Source organism: Paenibacillus sp. NPDC057967, assembly GCF_042887015.1.
Classification (GTDB): Bacteria; Bacillota; Bacilli; order Paenibacillales; family Paenibacillaceae; genus Pristimantibacillus.
On sequence record NZ_JBHVQB010000011.1, the window covers coordinates 93,555 to 111,614 of the forward strand.

General features: G+C 57.9%; 7 protein-coding genes. All 7 read right to left on the reverse strand.

From position 1 onward, the window contains the following. Window positions 1-454 precede the first annotated feature (454 nt). Complete coding sequence (locus tag ACFVSO_RS25085) at window positions 455-6,070, reverse strand: type I polyketide synthase (protein ID WP_387479162.1); 5,616 nt, start codon at window positions 6,068-6,070, stop codon at window positions 455-457. Window positions 6,071-6,073: 3 nt separating this feature from the next. Beyond that, window positions 6,074-8,650: an NHL repeat-containing protein gene (locus ACFVSO_RS25090; RefSeq protein WP_387479165.1), complete on the reverse strand. Its 2,577-nt coding sequence runs from the start codon at window positions 8,648-8,650 to the stop codon at window positions 6,074-6,076. A gap of 20 nt (window positions 8,651-8,670) precedes the next feature. After that, on the reverse strand, window positions 8,671-11,190 hold the full coding sequence (locus ACFVSO_RS25095) for a pentapeptide repeat-containing protein (RefSeq protein ID WP_387479168.1): 2,520 nt from the start codon (window positions 11,188-11,190) through the stop codon (window positions 8,671-8,673). A gap of 21 nt (window positions 11,191-11,211) precedes the next feature. Continuing rightward, window positions 11,212-11,922 carry a hypothetical protein gene (locus tag ACFVSO_RS25100; RefSeq protein WP_387479171.1) on the reverse strand — a complete coding sequence of 237 codons (711 nt, stop codon included), beginning with the start codon at window positions 11,920-11,922 and terminating at the stop codon, window positions 11,212-11,214. A 111-nt stretch (window positions 11,923-12,033) separates the two neighbouring features. After that, window positions 12,034-13,275 (reverse strand): hypothetical protein, encoded by a 1,242-nt coding sequence (locus ACFVSO_RS25105; RefSeq protein ID WP_387479173.1) that lies wholly within the window; start codon window positions 13,273-13,275, stop codon window positions 12,034-12,036. A 50-nt stretch (window positions 13,276-13,325) separates the two neighbouring features. Continuing rightward, window positions 13,326-13,889: a hypothetical protein gene (locus ACFVSO_RS25110; RefSeq protein WP_387479176.1), complete on the reverse strand. Its 564-nt coding sequence runs from the start codon at window positions 13,887-13,889 to the stop codon at window positions 13,326-13,328. Window positions 13,890-14,011: 122 nt separating this feature from the next. Further along, complete coding sequence (locus ACFVSO_RS25115; protein WP_387479179.1) at window positions 14,012-17,938, reverse strand: hypothetical protein; 3,927 nt, start codon at window positions 17,936-17,938, stop codon at window positions 14,012-14,014. Between the last annotated feature and the right edge of the window lie 122 nt (window positions 17,939-18,060).

Genomic DNA, 18,060 nt, shown 5'->3' on the forward strand with positions numbered 1-18,060 from the left:
TATAATAGGCTTCAGGCCACCTCGATTCTATCATTTCTCAATTAATATAATCGAATTGTATGGGCGATTGTTTGCGGTGCCAATCATCCCTCCTATTAAATGTGGGAATTTTTTTCAGAATTGACGGTGTAGAATATTGCATATTGAATTCAAGGTATATAGAGTTTACACCAATCCCTCGATTCATTAACCTAAAAAAATACTGCACAAAATTTTCATTTTGTGCAGTAACCTCGTAATGCAATCTATATCAAGATTACTTGATCCGGCGCGACTTCCTGCTTTGGCGCTGTGTCCCTCGTCGAGATTCCAGAAAACGATTCAATGCTGTCCGTATTACCATGCGCCCAGGCTTCAATCCGCATGGTCTGTTACTCTATGGACATCGGACAAACAGGCAACTTCTATAACAATGTAATTTATCACCCAGCCCATACCGTAAGCGAAGAAGTCGTCACCCTGCGGAGCAATATTCCCGTGACAGCTTGTGCTGCTCGTCGAATAGGCGAACCATTTTATCGGATAGCGCCAAAATGCTGTTGCCGCTCAGCAGCTCGCCGATCATCGGCGCGACGCCAAGCTCGTTCAGCAGCCGCGCCCGCAGCCGGATTGCCATCATGGAATCGAGGCCGATCTCCGGCAATGCTTTGGTCGTATCCACGGTATCAGCGGTGAAGTGCAGTAAATCGGCAATGATCGCTTCTACGTGCCGTTGCACGGCAAGCTCTCGCTCAGGCAGGGCAAGCGTCTTGATCGTCTCCATCGCAAGCTCGCCCGAAGCCGATGTGCCAGCGTAGCCGGGCTCATCCTCCTCCAGCAGCTCAAGCAGCGGTATGTCGTCGTACAGCTTGCGGAAGGCGCGCCAGCCCGCGGAAAGTGCTACGATTTGGGTCATGTTTTGCCCGATCAAATGCTCAAACAATCGCATACCGACGGCCGGGGTAATGATGTCGATACCATTCGTCTCGAAAATATCGGTCAGTTGCAGCTTCTTAACCATGCCGACGGACCATGGCCCCCAATTGATGCTTAGCGCTGGCAAGCCGAGGGAGCGGCGATATGCGGCGAGCGCATCCAGGCACGCGTTGCCTGCCGCGTAGTTCCCCTGTCCCGCCGCGGGAAGCAGCGAGCCGAGTGAGGAGAACAGGACGAAAAACTCAAGCGGCTGCCTGAGCATCGCCTGATGCAGTAACCATGCGCCCTTCGCTTTCGGATCGTATGCTTCGTCGAATATCCGGTCGTCCATCTGCATCAGCAGCACGTCCTTCACCGCTCCCGCGCAATGTACGACGCCGCGTATGGGCAGCGAGACGCTCGCTTCGTATTGCTGAATACAGCCGGTCATCGCCGCTTCGTCGGTCATATCTACGCCAACGACCGAAACATGCGCGCCCGCCGCTTCCAGCTCCCGGACAAAAGCGATCCGCTCCCCTTCCCGGCTGCCTGCAGTCTGCAGGTCCCGCATCGACCGCTCGGGCAAGGGGTTCCGGCTGAGCAGAAGCAGGTGTCTAGCGCCTTTGTACACCAGCAGCCGCGCTACCTCCTGACCTATCGCACCGAACGCTCCCGTCACGAGATAGGCTCCGTCAGCCCTGCATTGCAAGGGCAGCGAAGACGGTGTCTCGCTGTCTCGCTTCAGCCGCAGCGCATAGCGCCGATTGTCGCGGTAAGCGATTTGATTTTCCGCGTCGCCGGCCATCATTTCGTTTACAAGGCATTGTGCCGCCTCTGCGGCCGAAGCGAGCGGGTCCACATCGATCAGCCCTTTGCCATACTGGCGCAGCTCCTGCTGGCCGATATACCGGCCCAGCCCCCAAGCTCCCGCCTGGAACACCGCAAGCGGCCGTTCCGCCTCGGGCACGCTCTGCGCCCCCTGCGTGACGATCCATACGCCGGTGTCGGCGTCGGTACGTGCAAGGCTCTGTGCCAAGTACAGGAGCGAGTGCGTGCCGAGGCTCTTGATCCGCGCCCATTGGTTGCCGAGCGGCCGGCCGACCAGCTCCTCAGGCGCAGGTAAGTCGGCGTTCCAGACATGTGCGACACCGGACAGCTTCCCTCCTGCCACCTGCTCAGCATCAGCCAGCAGCCGGTCGTAATGGCCCGGGTTGGCCGGGTCGATCCGGCTGGCCAGAGCTTCGTCGCCGAAGGCGTACTCGTCCCCGGCGACGGCCAGCAAGCAGCGGCTGCCCGCTTTGCGCAGAAGCGCCGCCGCTTCTTCAGCGATGCTCTTGGCATCGGCCAATAGCAGCCACGTGCCGGTAGGCCGGCGGTCCAAGGCGACGGCTGTACCCGGAGCGGAGGCTGGAAGCTCGGCTGCCTGCCACTCCAGCCGGTTCAGCCAGCGTCGCGCCTGTAATCCGTTCATCCGGCTTGTCGCCGCATCGACGGACTGCTTCACAAAGTCGAGAAACTCGGCGACCAGCATGCCCCGCTCGTTATAAACGCGCAGATTGCCGCGGGTGAGCACCTCATTGCGCTCGACCATCTGGCTGTGCGCCCATAGACGCCCATCCGGCCTGGCGTAAAAGCGAATGCTCCCGATTCGCACGGGAATGCGGAACTCATGCCCGAAATCTCTGGGCTGCTCACCTTCAGCTGGAAATTCGGCGGCGAGCAGCGCTTGGAAGCACGCATCCATCAAGCTCGGATGGAAGATGTACTCCCGCGTAGCCGCTTCCTCCAAGGGCAACTCGATTTCAACCCAAGCTTCGTCCACCCCCAGATGAACCCGCTGGATGCCTTGGAATACAGGACCGTAGTCGAATCCGGAATGTTTTAAAATGCGGTAAGCCATCGCTTTGTCGATAACCAGCGGCTTCCTTTGGCGGGCAGCCGTAATATCGCTGGCCACTCCCTCCGCATGGAGCTGAAGCTGCCTTACCCGGCCAGAAGCGTTCAGCACGAACGCCGAGCGCTGATCGTCCTGCGCAGAGAAGATGCGGAACGTGCCGTTTTCCGTGTCCAGCACATGCTGCATGACCGCCGACGGCTGGCTCGCGGGCAGCGTCAAGCCACGATGAAACTCTAACTGCTCCAGCACGCAGCTGCCTTCGCCCAGCGACAACGCCTGCGTCAGCGTTGCCATCGCCCCCTCGATATACGCCGCCGCCGGATACAACACCTGGTCCAGCACGCGGTGATCGCGCAAATATGGGAGGCGGTGCAGCGTGATTTCACTTTCCCACGCTTGGACAGCTCCCGGCAGCGGCCTGCCGAGCAGCGGATGATCCTTGTGACCTTGGCGGATATGCCGGACAAATTCCGGTTCGTGCCAATAGCGCTTTTTTTGCCACGAATAGGCTGGAAGCGTCATCCATCGCCCTTGGCGATAGATCGCCTGCCAGTCCGGTTCAAAGCCTGCGGCATACAGCTCGGCCAGCCCGCGCATCATCGCTTCCGGCTCATCCTCCTTGCGGCGGATGGAAGCAACCACCAGACCCGGCTTATCGCTCAAGCATTCCGCCAGCGGTCCCGACAGCACGGGATGCGCGCCGATTTCCAAGTAATTAGTATATCCTTGCGAGATGAGCTGAGCGATGGCGGACGCATAAGCTACCGTTTCCCGCACGTTGCGCCACCAATAAGCGCCGTCGATCTCCTCGCCGCGAATCTCGCCCGCGGTTACGGAAGAATACAGCGGAACGGATACCGGCCGGGACGGAACATGCCTTAAGCTCTCTATCAATTCTTCCCTGATCGGCTCCATATACGGGCTATGAAACGACGTTTGCACGCGAAGCTTGCGGGTGAACAATCCCTTCTCCTCTGCCCGCTGCACAGCTTCGGCCAAAGCCTCCACATCGCCCGACAGCGTGACAGAGGTCGGACTGTTGACCGCACCGATGCAGACCTTATCCTCCAGGTCGGCCAGCAGTTCCGCGGCTTCCTTCTCGGACACGGCGATGAACGCCATTCCCCCGGTGCCGCTCATCCGGTCCAGCAGCCGGCTGCGGTGGTAGACGACGCGCAGCGCGTCCTCCAGCGTGTAGACGCCCGCCTCGTGAAAAGCGGCCACTTCGCCTGCACTATGGCCGACAATCAAGTCCGGCACCATGCCCCAGGAGCGCCACAGCGCGGCGAGCGACACTTGCAGCAGGAAGCTGATCGGCATCGAGATCGCCGTTTCGTTCATGCGGCTCTCGGCTTCGTCCTTGCGAAGCTCCGCCAGCATAGACCACCCGGCAATCGGGGTGAACAACGCATCGCCGCGCTCCATCGTTTCACGGAAGACCTGCTCATGCCGCAGCAGCTGCCTGCCCATCCCGTACCATTGTGGCCCCATGCCAGAGAAAGTCCATACCAGCTTGGGCTTCTCTCTGGCCAGCTTTCTGCCGGAGAAGACGTTCTTTGGCTGCGCCGCATTGCCTGCCGAATCCGAGCCGTCCAACTGCGCGGCCAGTTCCTCGCGGGTGCGGAACACGAGCGCCTTCCGGTGGCTGTGGTGCTCGCGCCGTACGCCTGCGCTCCAACACAAATCCTCCAGCGCGAGCGGCTTCAAATGACTGCTTTCCGTCAAGTGTCGCCGGTACGCGGACAGCGTCTGTGCAAGCGCTTCGGCTTTGCGGGCCGACAGTGGCAGCACATACACACGCTCCCGTACGTTATCCATGCCCGCAGCTTCTGCGCCCGCTTCCGAAGGTGCCAGCCCGGGCTGCGCTCCCGCTGCCTCGGCGCCGAACAAGACCGCCGCCCGCATGCCCTCGCCAGCTCCACCCGCCAGCGCCTGCTCATGCGGCAAAGGCTCCCGCACAATGGCATGCGCGTTGGCACCGCCAAAGCCGAACGAATTAACAGCGGCGATGGCCGGACCTTCGTGCTCGGGCCATGGCCCCACGGCTGTTGGCACCTTCAGCCTCCAGCGGTCAAACGCAATCGCCGGATTCGGTTGCTGTAAATGCAAGTGCGGCGGAATTTGCCGATGCCGGAGACAGAGCACCGCTTTAATGAACCCGGCGATACCAGCCGCCGACTCGGTGTGGCCGATGTTCGTCTTGCACGAGCCGACAAGAAGCGGCTCACTCACCGGCCGTCCTTCGCTGTACACCTCCCCGATTGCCCACGCTTCGATCGGATCGCCAACTGGCGTCCCTGTACCATGCGCTTCGACATAACGGACGTCCGTCGAGTTCACACCGGCCTTGCGAAGCGTATCGCGGATCAGCCGTGCCTGCGCATCACCGCTCGGCACTGTAATGCCGGCCGTATGCCCGTCCTGGTTGACGCTGCTGGCGAGAATGACCGCTTGGATCTGGTCGCCCGCCTCCATCGCATCGGCCAGACGCTTGAGCGCAACGACTCCGACGCCTTCCCCGCGAACGTAGCCGCTGGCGGACGCATCGAACGTCTTGCAGCGCCCTTCAGGAGACAAAAAGCCGCCCGCGCTCTCGACCACCGTATATTGCGGCGCAAATGTCAGCACCACGCCCCCTGCAAGCGCCATCGCGCTCTCCCCGTTGCGCAAACTCTCGCAGGCGAGATGCAGCGAGACGAGCGAGCTTGAGCAGGCGGTATCGACTGTCATCGACGGGCCGCGAAAATCGTAGATGTACGATATCCGGTTCGACAGCATCGTGGCCATGCTGCTGGCCGCCGTGTACGTGCTGACGCTGCGCTGGAACGGGTCGCCGAATTGCAGCGCGTGGTAGTCCAGCGCGAACGCACCGATAAACACGCCGACATCGGTCCCCCGCAGCTTTGCGGGTACGTGTCCGCCGTCTTCCAGCGCCTCCCAAGTGACCTCCAGCAGCTGGCGCTGCTGCGGGTCCATCCGTTCGGCCTCGTTCGGCGAGATGCCGAAAAATTCCGGATCAAACCGGTCCATGTCGTCGATAAAGCCACCGAAGCGGGTCACCATTTTACCGTTGCGCTCGCGGTCCGGATCATAATAATCGTCTACGCTCCAGCGCTCCGGAGGAACTTCGATGATGGCGTCTTGTCCGCTACGGAGCAATTCCCAAAATTGCTCCGGGCTATTCACCCCTCCGGGGAACCGGCAGCCCATGCCGACGACGGCAATGGCCTCCCGCGTGTCTCGGCCAGCGGCGGTTTGGAACGGCTCTTTTTTTTGCATCGGTCAGCGACCTGCCTTTCTGCATTTATCTACTGTTGCAAATGGAGCCCATACGCAGACGGAGGCCACATAATCGCCTTCCGGCCCTTCCATCAGCTCATAACCGAGCGTATAGACGTTGCCCCACGGGTCGACGCACAACTTATCCGCATTGACGCCTGCGGTGGAAGTGAGGAGTGCGCCGTCTGCGCCGTAAATGTCCAACCCATATTGGCTCGGCTGCGTGCCGTCTCCTTGATAATATAAAAGGTACATTCGTCCTGAACTGTCGATATCAATATCCAAATAATGGACATTGGTATTCGGCTTTAGCGGCAGTAAACCTGACTTTCCGAAATACGGGTACGGGTTGCCGAACACGTCGAATGCCTGCAGCCGGCGGTTGCCCGCCTCCAGCACGATAAACTGGCCACCTGGCGTAATTGCGACCGCAACAGGCATGAACAGCAGCCCTTCGCGGGTCCCCCTGCCGCCGGCCGACACCGGAACCGGCGCATCCGCATCGCTCATAGCTTCCGTGCTAAGGCGCACGATTTGCAGGCCATCAGCCGCAGCGCCGACGGCAGCGGCGAATCCGGCCGGATGGACGGCCAAATCGTCCACGTAGCTTAGCCCAAGCGTTCCGAGGCTTAGACCCGAAGGAAAGCGAAATGGCGTCGTATCGCCCACTTCGATGGACCTAAGCCCATACGGAGCCGTGCGGTTGTCGTAAAACAAGTTGTCCGCAGCTCCGTTGCCGCAAGCGATCATCGCCACCGTATATAAGCCGCATGACGCGGGCTTGAGTGACTGCTGCACACAGGACGACACAGACACGGCTTGCAGCCGGTACAGCTGCTGCCCACCAGACCCGCCGCCGCACGGAAGCGCCCCCGGCCCCGAGGCTCTCCAGCCGTAGACCAGCGTGCGCATTGCCGCATTGTAGGACAAACCGGTCAACCTGCACAAATATGTACCGGTATTGCTGCAATCGAGTGCGGTATGTGTAGCCGAGCCGAACGAAGAAGCAGGCTTCCAGCCGTAGCCGTTAACGTCGTCAAAGGACAGCGCCATAATCGGCTTGTATATCGTGGACGAGCCAACTGCCGCCGCCACTTCTTTAAGGACGACAACCGGCTGCTGAGCCGCTTGGCACGTTAACGTGCCTTGGGCCAGCATCGCACCGTCCGCGTCATAGACGAACGCCTGCACCACGGCGTACCCGACGCTGAGGACAGCCGGGAACGACGCCTGCACGGGACTGCTGGTCCATATGCCGTTCATTGTCCCTTCGGCATGCTTGCTTTCCCCGTCCGCTTCCCAGGTCATGCGGTACGACGCCGCTTTCAGCGGGTACGCGCCATGAGCAGGATCGGGCCGCATCTCGACGACCGCATCGACAATGAGCTGCATGCTGAACGATTGCACGAATGAGGCGGGAACGGACAGCGTCTGGACAATGCCGCTAACCGCCCCCGGCAATGTTGCAAGCAACCCGGAAAGCGGCCAGTTCAACCCTTGGGCGCCATCAATCAGAGCGGAATGGCTGAATTGCTTTTTCAATTCCGCCAGCAGTCGCGGCAAAGAGCCGCCGAATAACAGCATTCCTATCTGCTGCTGCAACTGCAGCAGCGCTTCCTCCGTAGACATCGAGTTCGCCATTACCCCGGCGGCGCTTACAACTTCATCCAAAACCCCTTTATTGGCAATTAGCGAATTATACCAAGACAGATCCGGGTCTGCCGCCTGCCCTTTCATGAGCCAAGGCACCGCATAGCCGAGCAAGCCGGTCGCGATCAGCGGCAGCGCGTTCACGCTCGTGTTCCAGCCAAGTGCGCCAAGCGTGCCGCAGGTAAGGCGAATCGTCTCCGTTCCTTGCGGGGCGCTGCCTTCGAGCGTCACCTGCTTTGCCGCCATCGGAATGCCCGCGATGGCGAGAGTTGGCGGCGCGAAGCCGAGAAATTTCAGCGTCGCCGTCTCGAAGGCAGAGCTGCCTTCCGGCAGCCGGGATGTCCAAGCGGCTGGCATAATCGCCTGGCCGTCTGCATCGGCAAATTCCGCGTAGATGCTGTAAAAGGCCGGAAACTCATTGCTTAGCACGAATTGAAACGCTCCGGTAGCCGGGTCGGCGCTGACCGACTGAACCGTCAGGCCGAATTGCGGCCCGAACCGTTCCGCCGTCCACGTAAAGGGCTCAACCGGCGGAACGGACGCTTGTATAGGACCCGGTACGCCTTCTTGTACCGTCCACAGCTTGTTTTGCAAGGAAGCGTCCTGCTTGACAAGCGCCAGCGTACCCTGAAGGATTGCAACGGCGCTGCTCGCCGTCTGTTCCGACCAATTGTATTGATAGACAAGCTCCGTTCCGAGCTTGCCGACTTCCTTCTTGCGTGCCCAGCCGCTCGTCTCTGTTGCCTCGCCCTGCTCGGAAATGGTGGTGGCAAATGCGTTGAGCACATTTTCCTGGCTATTAATATAGGCAAGCACCGAGTTGCCGATCGACGGATCGGGCGTGGACAGCTCGGCATGGCTGCCGGCCAGCGCGCGCGCGTAATCGATCGGCTTCGGATTGCTCGCAAGATCGTTATCGGATTGGTTCATAATCGCAACAACTCCTCTCTTTACGGGCACCAGTGATCCGGGCTCGGTACACAAACAGGCGGCTTCGGCGGGGCGGCCGGCGTCATCATCTGTTCCCACGTAATGCGCTCCGGTGGCCGCTGGTCCAAATAACGGGACAGCCGCATCCCATTCGGACATGTCGTCGACCGGTCCATGTCATTTTGCGTCAGTTGCGTCGTAGGCAGGGCGATCCGCACATTTTCCAGCTCATGATTCGCTCCGGTGCGAATGATCATCAGCACCCGGGCGTAGACGTGCAGCATATTGTCGTCCGTGCTGTTCAGCACGTAGAACTCGGAATAGCCGTTTTGCAGCTTCGACGTATCTGATTCGATATTTTTCATATGCCAGAAGCTGCCCGGGACGATCACTTGATCGATATTGGCCGACGGCAGCAGCGGATAGCCATTGTTGCTGAACGCGTCCTTTATGGCCTGGGATACATTTTTCCGGTCCAAATCGGTGCTGACTGATTGGACCATATCGAACAGATGAACACCGAACGGCCGGCCGGATACGTTCAGTTTCTGGTTCACTTCCGCGATATTATAAACAGGATATACCGGGTCGGAGCCGTTCAAGATCGTCCAACTGCTGTTTGGAATGTTTACAGTAACCGTAGCATTCGAGGCAAGCGGATAGTTGTGGGTCTGAAATTGCGTCCGCAAATCGGACGAGATCGTCCCATTGTTCAGACCGGACGCATAAGACATTGGCACTGTGAAAAACGGTCCTTGATCGAGCGACACGGCCGCATTCGTCAGCACGGCCCCTTGCAAATGCGCTTGGATGAACGATGCGCCTTGCATATTGGCGAAGGTGAGCGACGCGGGCTTTTTGCTGACCGAAGGGCGCAAATAAGCGCCGTTAAAAATCGTTTCGATCAATATCGCTTGGCTTAACGTGCAGCCGTACATGCGAGCCTGGGTGAAATCCATGCTGCCCAAATTGGCGTTCGATAAATTGACATCCTCCAGATCGGCGTTATTGGCCTTGGCGGAAGCGCCGTACCAGTTCACGCCCGACATATCTACCGCGTACAAGTTCGCGTTCGTGAACACAGCGTTAGGCATATAAGCGCCGGCCAGCACGGCTGCATCGTGCACGTCGGAGTACACCCATACGATCAGCTCCGAGCCGTTGTTCGTGATCGTATAAATCGTATTGACATCAATAATGACCCAGTTCTCATTCGGGATGCGCGCCTCCAGCGTGGCGCTGCCCGACAGCGTATGCCCCCCGTTCTGAAACGCGGTCCGCACGCCGGAGGTGATCGCCCCGCTGTTCAAGTCGGGAGCGAGCGACTTGTTCATCGTGAACGAGGCTTCCTTCGCGCCAAGCTGCGCGCCGGTGAAATCCGCCGATGTCAACGTCGAGTTGGACAGGCTGGCGCTATACAGCTTCACGCCGCCCGTAAGCTTTGCTTTAGTCAAGTTGGCATAGCTGAAATCCGCCCCGGTCAGGTCGGAGTTGTCAAGCAGCGCTTCGGTCAGGTCGGCGCGGGTGAATGTCACCTTGGACAATGAACAGCCGATCAGCCGCACCTTCTGCATGCTCGCGCCAGCGAAATTCGTCTTGGCGTCGATTTGCGCCGTCCGCAAATCCAACTCGTCCAGCTTGGCCGAGACGAGCGTCGCGCCCGGCAGATGAATATCGTCGACGCTGGCTTTCCTGAGATCGGCTCGCGTTAAATTCGCATTGTCGAAGCGGGCGTTTCTTATAAGGGCTTCGCTCAAATTGGCGTCGGTCAAATTGCCGTTCTGGACGCGAGCATTCAAGAGCAGCGCTTTCGTCATGTTCGCACCTGTGAAATTGCTGCCTTCCAAGTTGGCGTCGGACAGCTTCGTATTCAGCATTGTCGAATTGGTCAAATTAGCGCCCGGCATCGTTACCTGATTCATGACGGCGTAAGACATCGTAGCGCCTGAAAAGTTCACGCGCGTTAAATTTGTAGTGGCATTCGGAAATACAGCTCCGTATACGTTGCAGGCCGACAAATCGGCATCCGACAAATTGGAGTCGATAAAAGAAACCCTGTTCAGGTCGGCAGAAGCCATATAAGCCCAAGTGAGATCATTGTTAATCGCCATCTTGGAAGCTTGAATGTCCGCTAGCCCCCGCGAAATAATCTCTTGATTCAGCAGCGTACTCGCCGGCGGATTGTTGACCGGCACTCTGCTCACCGTACTGCCGCTGACGTTCACGTAGTACCTCGTACCGGACGCTTGCTCCACAAGCCGGACGGAAGCTCCCGATGTCTCCAGCATAAACAAAGCAGGGGAGCCGGTTCTCGGCTCCGCTGCGGTATATCCGCTACCCTTGTAAGCGACATATTTCCCGTTATTGCCTTGCAGCCAAAATCCGCTGCTCGTATTCCCATAGCCGTTGAACCGCTGGTTTCCGCCCGGCGTCGAAGCGTTGACGGCTACAAGCTTACCGCTCCCATCCAAGCTGATGTACGAGCTTACACTCGCGCTGCGCAGCGCCCACTTGCCAATAAACCTCATATCTGAAGACATTTGTTATCCTCCCCGCACGCGCTACAAATGCTCGACTTGTTGGATGGAAACATTCCCGCTTGTGCCTACCGTGCCGGGAGTGCCCGCCGTTCCGGACACCCCGTTCGCCCCGTCGCTCGCGGTGGATGGCGGCACGCCCGGCTTCGAGCCGTTCACGCCTCCTGGGCCGCCTACACCACCACTGCCCCCCGGGCCGCCTGCTCCGCCTACACCGCCGGTTGAATTGCCGGATACGGGCTGTATCATGGAAGCCGTCACATACCGGACCGTAATATCGCCGCCATGTCCAGCATTGCCTCCATTGCCGCCGTGTCCGGCATTACTGCCGCTGCCGCCGACACCGCCCAGCGCAACGGGAAGTGAATTCTCGCATTTGGAGGCCTGCTGCCCGGCATTGCCGCCGGTGCTGCCATTGCCGCCATGGCCGCCGCTGCCGCCGCTGCCGCCATTGCCCCCTTGACTAAGAATCGTAATAATCGACTGCGTCACGATCTCCCCGCAGCGCAGCACGAAATCAAAAGCATTTTCTCCCGCGCCGCCATGGCCGCCGCTCTCACCGGTCGTCGGCGCATTATGGCCCGGCTGTCCGTTCGTTGCGGAGGTGCAGTGAGGATTATCATGCTTGTTGTACGATCCGTTTTGCCCGTTCGCTCCGCTTTGCGCAGCATCTTGCCCGTCCATACCTGCCGCTCCCAATACCCCGTTTGCGCCTTGAATGACAATATCGCTCATATGATCGTTCCTCTCGTATAAGTGATGCCCGGATCCATCATGCGCTACTTGTAAAGTCTGGCTGCAAGAACCGGGCTTGGATATGGCCGTTAGCCAGAAAACCATTTTTTATTAGATTGGCACGTTATTGACGTAAATTCTACCCGGCGTGCCGGTGATGCCATTGGAGCCGACCCTGCCCGCGTTGCCTCCGCTGCCGGTAGGACTCCCCTGCCCGCCGGATCCACCGTTTCCGCCTCGGCCGCCTTGTCCGGCTTTGCCCTTGTTCGGATTGGGCGAGAACTGAAACGACGTGCCCGGAGCGGCCGACGAGTAAATAATATTAACCGTTCCTCCGTTGCCGCCATTGCCGCCATTGCCTCCGCTTCCACCGTTTCCGCCTGTACCGCCATTGCCTTTTGCTCCTGCCGAGCAATGCCCCGTGGCGTCTCCACCGGCACCGCCGGCTCCGCCGGTCCCCCCGTTGCCGCCGACGCCGCCATTGCCGCCGTTGCCTCCAATATTGCTGACCTTTACGATGCCGCTAATTTGGTCGTAAGTCATCGTTATGTCTCCGGATGCGCTGCCGGCAGAACCGTTGCCGCCATTGCCACCGGGCTTTCCTGACTCGCCTGTGCCGCCCTTCCCAGGCTGTCTGTCGCACGAGTTTTTCCCGCTGGAACCAGAAGAGCCTTTACTCCCGGTGGTGCCGTTTCCGCCGTTTCCTGCTGCTGGGCCTGACGTACCGTCTACGCCTTCGTTCGTAATCGTCGGGTTTGAGCCGCTGCCCGGCTGCTGAGTAAAGACATTGGACAATATTTTGACTTTTCCGGTAGTGTTAATACGCCCGCCTGGCTCTATCGTTATCGTATTGTAGCTGAACGTCACCGGCTGGCTGGAGCCTCCTTGCAGGTTCGCCGTCTGACCGCTCCGCACGATCAAGTCGTTCGCTGCCAAAATAGCCAATTCCGTCGGAAAAAAATGCTTCTGGATGACTTCCTTGTACGACTGCACTTTCTTCGAATTGCCCTCAATGTACGCCGTGTAAGCCTCGCAAATCGCGCTTTGCTCCTGAGCAGTCAGCTCCTCGTACGACAGTGAGGTTCTGGCTTCCGGCCACGGCGGCGGCACCTCGTTTCTTTCCTCAAGCGTGCCGTTTTCGTACAAATGATCCGGATTGCCTCCGAATTCCTTGAACTCATCAAGCGAATTGATCGTAACAAAAACCGGCTCCACGACGGACGACACATTGGGATCAGCGGAAAAATATACCGGATCGGGGCCAGCCACATCGATCGTTTCCTCATGGATAATGTCTTCCGTCAGACCGTAACGTGACATAAACGTATTGCGAAATTGATTAACAATGCTCATAGCTTAGCGCCTCCTCGATTTTTAAATAGTTCCGGCTTGAAGCGATTGGCTTACTGCTTGATGAATTTGTTTGCAATAATAATGACGGGAGTATGGCAAAAAATTTGCCCGCCGGGCTCCAGCGTAATTGAATTGACAGTGAGGAAGAGCGGATCGTGTCCTTCCTCAGGCTCGATCACAAGCGGATGGCCCGGTTTGACGACGATATCTTCCACGGCAAACACGCCGGCCTGAATCGGAAAATACCTCCGTTCCACGATGCCCGTGTAGCTTGACACCGTCTCCTGGTGCCCGGCAAGCATGGTGCGCAGAGCGGCATATACTTGGCGCTCCTCCGATTCGTTCAGATGCTTGACATCGGCTTCTTGCTTGCTTTGCGGCCATGGCTCCGGAATATTTCGGGGAGCGGCCGCTCCTGCGGAGCCGCTGACAAGCTCCTTCAATTCCTTGATCGTATTAATCGACACCATCTTGGCCTTCACTGCCGACTGAACCTGCGCCTTGGTGGACAAATACGTCGGACCCGGCTGGCCCCCGGTGGTCAGCGTGCCTTGATAGATGTCCGCTTCGGTCAAGCCCAATCGCCTGGACGTTTCTTTGAACAAATCGACCACATGTTCTCCTCCTTATAAGTGGAATTATATATTTATGAAAAAGCCCCTTGCCCGTCTTAAAGCGCTATACCATGATGAAGCAGCGGACAGAGACGCTTCATACGGTAATTTGGAACCGGCTCCTACGATGCCGGAATGCTGTATACTTGCAGGCTGCTGCCGCTGCGGATGACATCGTACGTTATGGACCCGTCGATGACGTGCCAGAACCCGCTTTCGCTCACCGTCTCGATCCGCGTGGAGGCGCTTAGCGTAACCCCATTCGCCGCAAAATCCGCCCGTACAGCAGTCACGTTATGATTGTCGTAGTTCGGCTGCTTCTCCAGCGGAAGATCGAACAACGGCGGCGTTGGCATCCAGTGGCTGATGCTCGGCTCCGTGCGGTTGTTCGGCCCGATGATCGCCTCGTAGTTGAGCGTATAGACGCTGCGCCAAACATCGATGACAAACTTGGCTGCGCTTATATATTGCGGATGGGTCGGCTGCAAGCGGGAGTTCGGCGTCCGCACGAGGAACGAGCCGTCGGGATTATAAATATCCATGCTGTAATTGCTCGTCACGCTGCCGCCGGAAACATACGAGAGCACGTAGATGTACCCTTTCGCCTCTACGGCGACATCGAGGTACGTAATATCCGTCCGCCCATCCGGATTGTAGAGCTTCATGTGCGGCAAATAGCGGTTCACATTCAACTGCCGGCCGTTCGCCGCATCCTGGGCTATATAGTAAGACTTGGCGCCGGTCCGGTCTTCCACGACCCAAGTACTGCCCTCGGCACGTACGTCGACCGCAACGTTTGTCAGCGCATGGTTGACGCCTAGCACATTGCCCGCTTTCTTGATGTCGAAGACGGCGCTGCGCGTCGGGTCGGTAATTTTCCACTGCTGGCCTTGCACGACAATCGTCACGAAAGCGCTGATCTTATGATCATTCATGTGCTCTTTGTCGTACGCGAGGTAGACTCCTTCATCGGCGAAAGCATCAATCAGATAATCGGTCAACACGCCCGAGTTCAAGTCGGAGGCCAGCGATCCGGCCAAATCGAAAATATGCGTCAAGCCGTTCGTTTGGAACTGCTGCTGCAGCGCCGCGGAAAATTGGCCTTTATCCAAATCGGCGGCATAGTCGGAAGCCGGCAGCGTGAACAGCTTCTCGCCCAGGAAGCTGGCCACCGGGTTGCCTTTTGTATCGAACGACTGAATGCGCTGGTTGACGGTTTCGAGAATGAGCACGCGCCCGTCCGGCGTCACCGCCAGCGCCCGCGGTCCGTTCAGCAGCCCTTGCCTCACGCCGAGCCCCGATACCATCTGCGCATCCTCCGCCTTGTTGTCGTCCGACGGCGCTTCGGGAATTTGCAATATTTCCATCTTGCTGTCCCGCCAGCTGACGGCGATTACCGCACCTTCCGGATGTACAACAACCCCGTCGAGATTGGACAAATTGAATTTGCCCCAGCTTTTCAGATTCGGACCGTTCAAGCCGAAGCCCGGCTTGCCGTCCATCAGATCGACACGGCGCAAATGAAACTGGTTATTGCGCGTATCGACAATAAAGTTGTTCAGGCTGACCTCGCGATCCTGTCCTTCCTTCGGCTCGACACCGAACTGGTCGTAAGCGATAGCCGGCTGGACGGCAAACGCCGTCTCGGACAGCTTGAAGCGTGACTGCGGATCGGCCAGCACGGACAAGTTTTGCGCCAAATAATTTTGGCTGCTGGCGCTCCATACATAGCCGACCTGGTACGCCTGCCCGTTCAGCGTCATGCAGACCGGCTTGCACAACCGGTTGCCTCCGCTGCTGCAATCGAGACTCGCTACCGTCGCCGTCGGCAAATCACCCGCATGCCAGATATGCTTTTGACTCGGAGCGTCGTAGACGATTTTTTCCTTATATTTGTACTGCGTATCCTGCGTGAGCGGGACGAGAATTTCCGTAATGCTGCCGGAAAGCCGCAACGAGGTTGAGCCGTCGTCCGGGAAAGCGGGCAGCCATTCGCCCTGGTATTTGCCGCACAGCCAGCCGCTCTCGGAGTAGATGCCCGCCATAATTTGCAGCTTGCCTCCGACCGGTATATCTGCGAACGTCAGCTTAAGCGGCGTGCTGGACGTCGTCTCGGGCATTTTGCCCTTCAGCACGAAGTTCGTTCCGCCCTGGTACTGGACGGTCACTTGATAGTGATGGGACACAGCTGGCCAGACGGCCGTCTCCGGATGTCCTGCTTCGCCGTGCTCCGGGTCTGGCTTCAACGTAAACTCCAGATCCATGGAACGGGCCACGGTGGCCGACAGCGTCGATGGGGAGGACATAATTTCGCCCGTCGTAACAGCCATGCTCGCAACATTAATCGCCATGTTCGCAGCCCGAAGCGCCCAGCCGACAAACGGAATGTTAGTGGCAAGCGCAGCCGCTGTAATTTCGCCCGTTATTTTCAGTGCGAGCTTCTCCAGTCCCTTCTTCACCAGCATGCCCGCAACTGCATTGGCTACGGTGGACAGTGCCCACTTCGTATGACCAAGCGCAGATGCCGTCGCCACCCCTCCGCCGACGATTGGGAAAGCAACGCCCAATACGGCGATAATGTTATCCCAATCATCGACAAATTCGTTAAACCATTTGGAGCTTGTAATCGCCGCTCCCGCTACGAGGAAGATGGTCGGGATGCCGTACTGCATAATGCCCGTCATCAGGGACCCGACCAGAGCTATATCCTTATCCCACTGAGACGTGCCCAGACCGCCGAATTGCAGCTTAAGGCTCGTCGCATCGCTTGGAAATTTGAACGACAACGTTTTGGGATCGGTGGGCATCGGTATGCCCATCACCGAGTTGACCGCCGAGACCGGCGTAATAAATTTTTTGTAATCCGTCTCGAACCAGCTTCTCATAAATTCCGGCAGCTTCTCTTCCCAACCCTCCGGATTTTTGATTTGCTCGCCTTTCTCGTTAAAAAACTGCGCAAACGCGCCTACCGACCGCAAATACGTATTTTTCACATCGATAGAAAACGTGCCATCCGCATGGAACTTCAGCGAGCCTGCATTTACGTCCAGCCCGTGATTCGGCGTCAGCTCCTTTACCGTCCACTTGAACTGAGGGGCGGCAGGCTCCACGCCCTTCACTCCGGTAGCGTAGGTTCTGCGAACGGTGACACTGCTGGAGCCGCTGTTGTCCTGATGCTCGCTCGCCGTCTTGCCCTGGTTTACGCTCCACGTCTGGTTTTGCAGCGCGGTATCGTTGCTCGCCGTCTGCATCGCTCCGCCGTTCGGCGCTGTGGCCGCATCTGTTGTCATTTCCGACCATTTGTACTCTAAAACGCGGTCGCCTACTTTGCGATCAGCCAAATCGAACTCAAAATAAAGCGGATTGCCGTCCTTATCAACGGAATCGGTAATAGTCGCCCATCCGCCCGTCGAGCTGGCTTCGCCTTGTTTGCTGAGGATGATTGCCAGATTTCGAACCCGGTTATATTGCTGCGGATTAACGATTTCGGAAGGGTAAATATGATCGTTGGTCACAATGGAGGCCGTATGCGGCCGGTTGGAAGCAAGCTCCGGATTGGAGAACAGAATCGAGATCGCAGTATCAATCGGCGACTGCAGCAGCTCGGCATCGACGCAGGCTTGAATGAGCTCTCTATTGCTTAAACTATTGGCCAATTTGGTTAGGCCCAGTGCGCTCAGCTTAGGATGGTGATAAATGCCGTTCCGCGCCATTTTGCGCTCATAGTACTTTCTGCGATGCCTCTCGGGAATATGGATCGATACGTGATGTAGCGCAGGCAGATAAATGTCGGGGTTGGGATCGGGCGATGTGACCCGAATACGGGTCAAATGATCGGGCGGAAACAACTCTTCTGGAATTTCAGCATAGTGCGTGAACAGACTGCGGCTCGTTTCTGAGAGCAGCGAAAGCGCCCGGTTGCCCGAAGCTGCAGTGCGAAGGGTATGTACGGTATGCGCCTTCGTTACCACCTTTTCCGTGCCCACCCAAGTGGTGAGTTCTTGGCCCTTATAGCCCTCCACCAGTTGGAAATGAAATGTTTTTGCCATTTGCATTCTCCTTTCGGAATTTACTACTGAGACGCAAGGGCTACCGACATTTAAATGTAAAAACTTGTGAAAAAACCCTTTTGCTGTACTCTTATAAATTATAGCAATAAATAGTAACATTT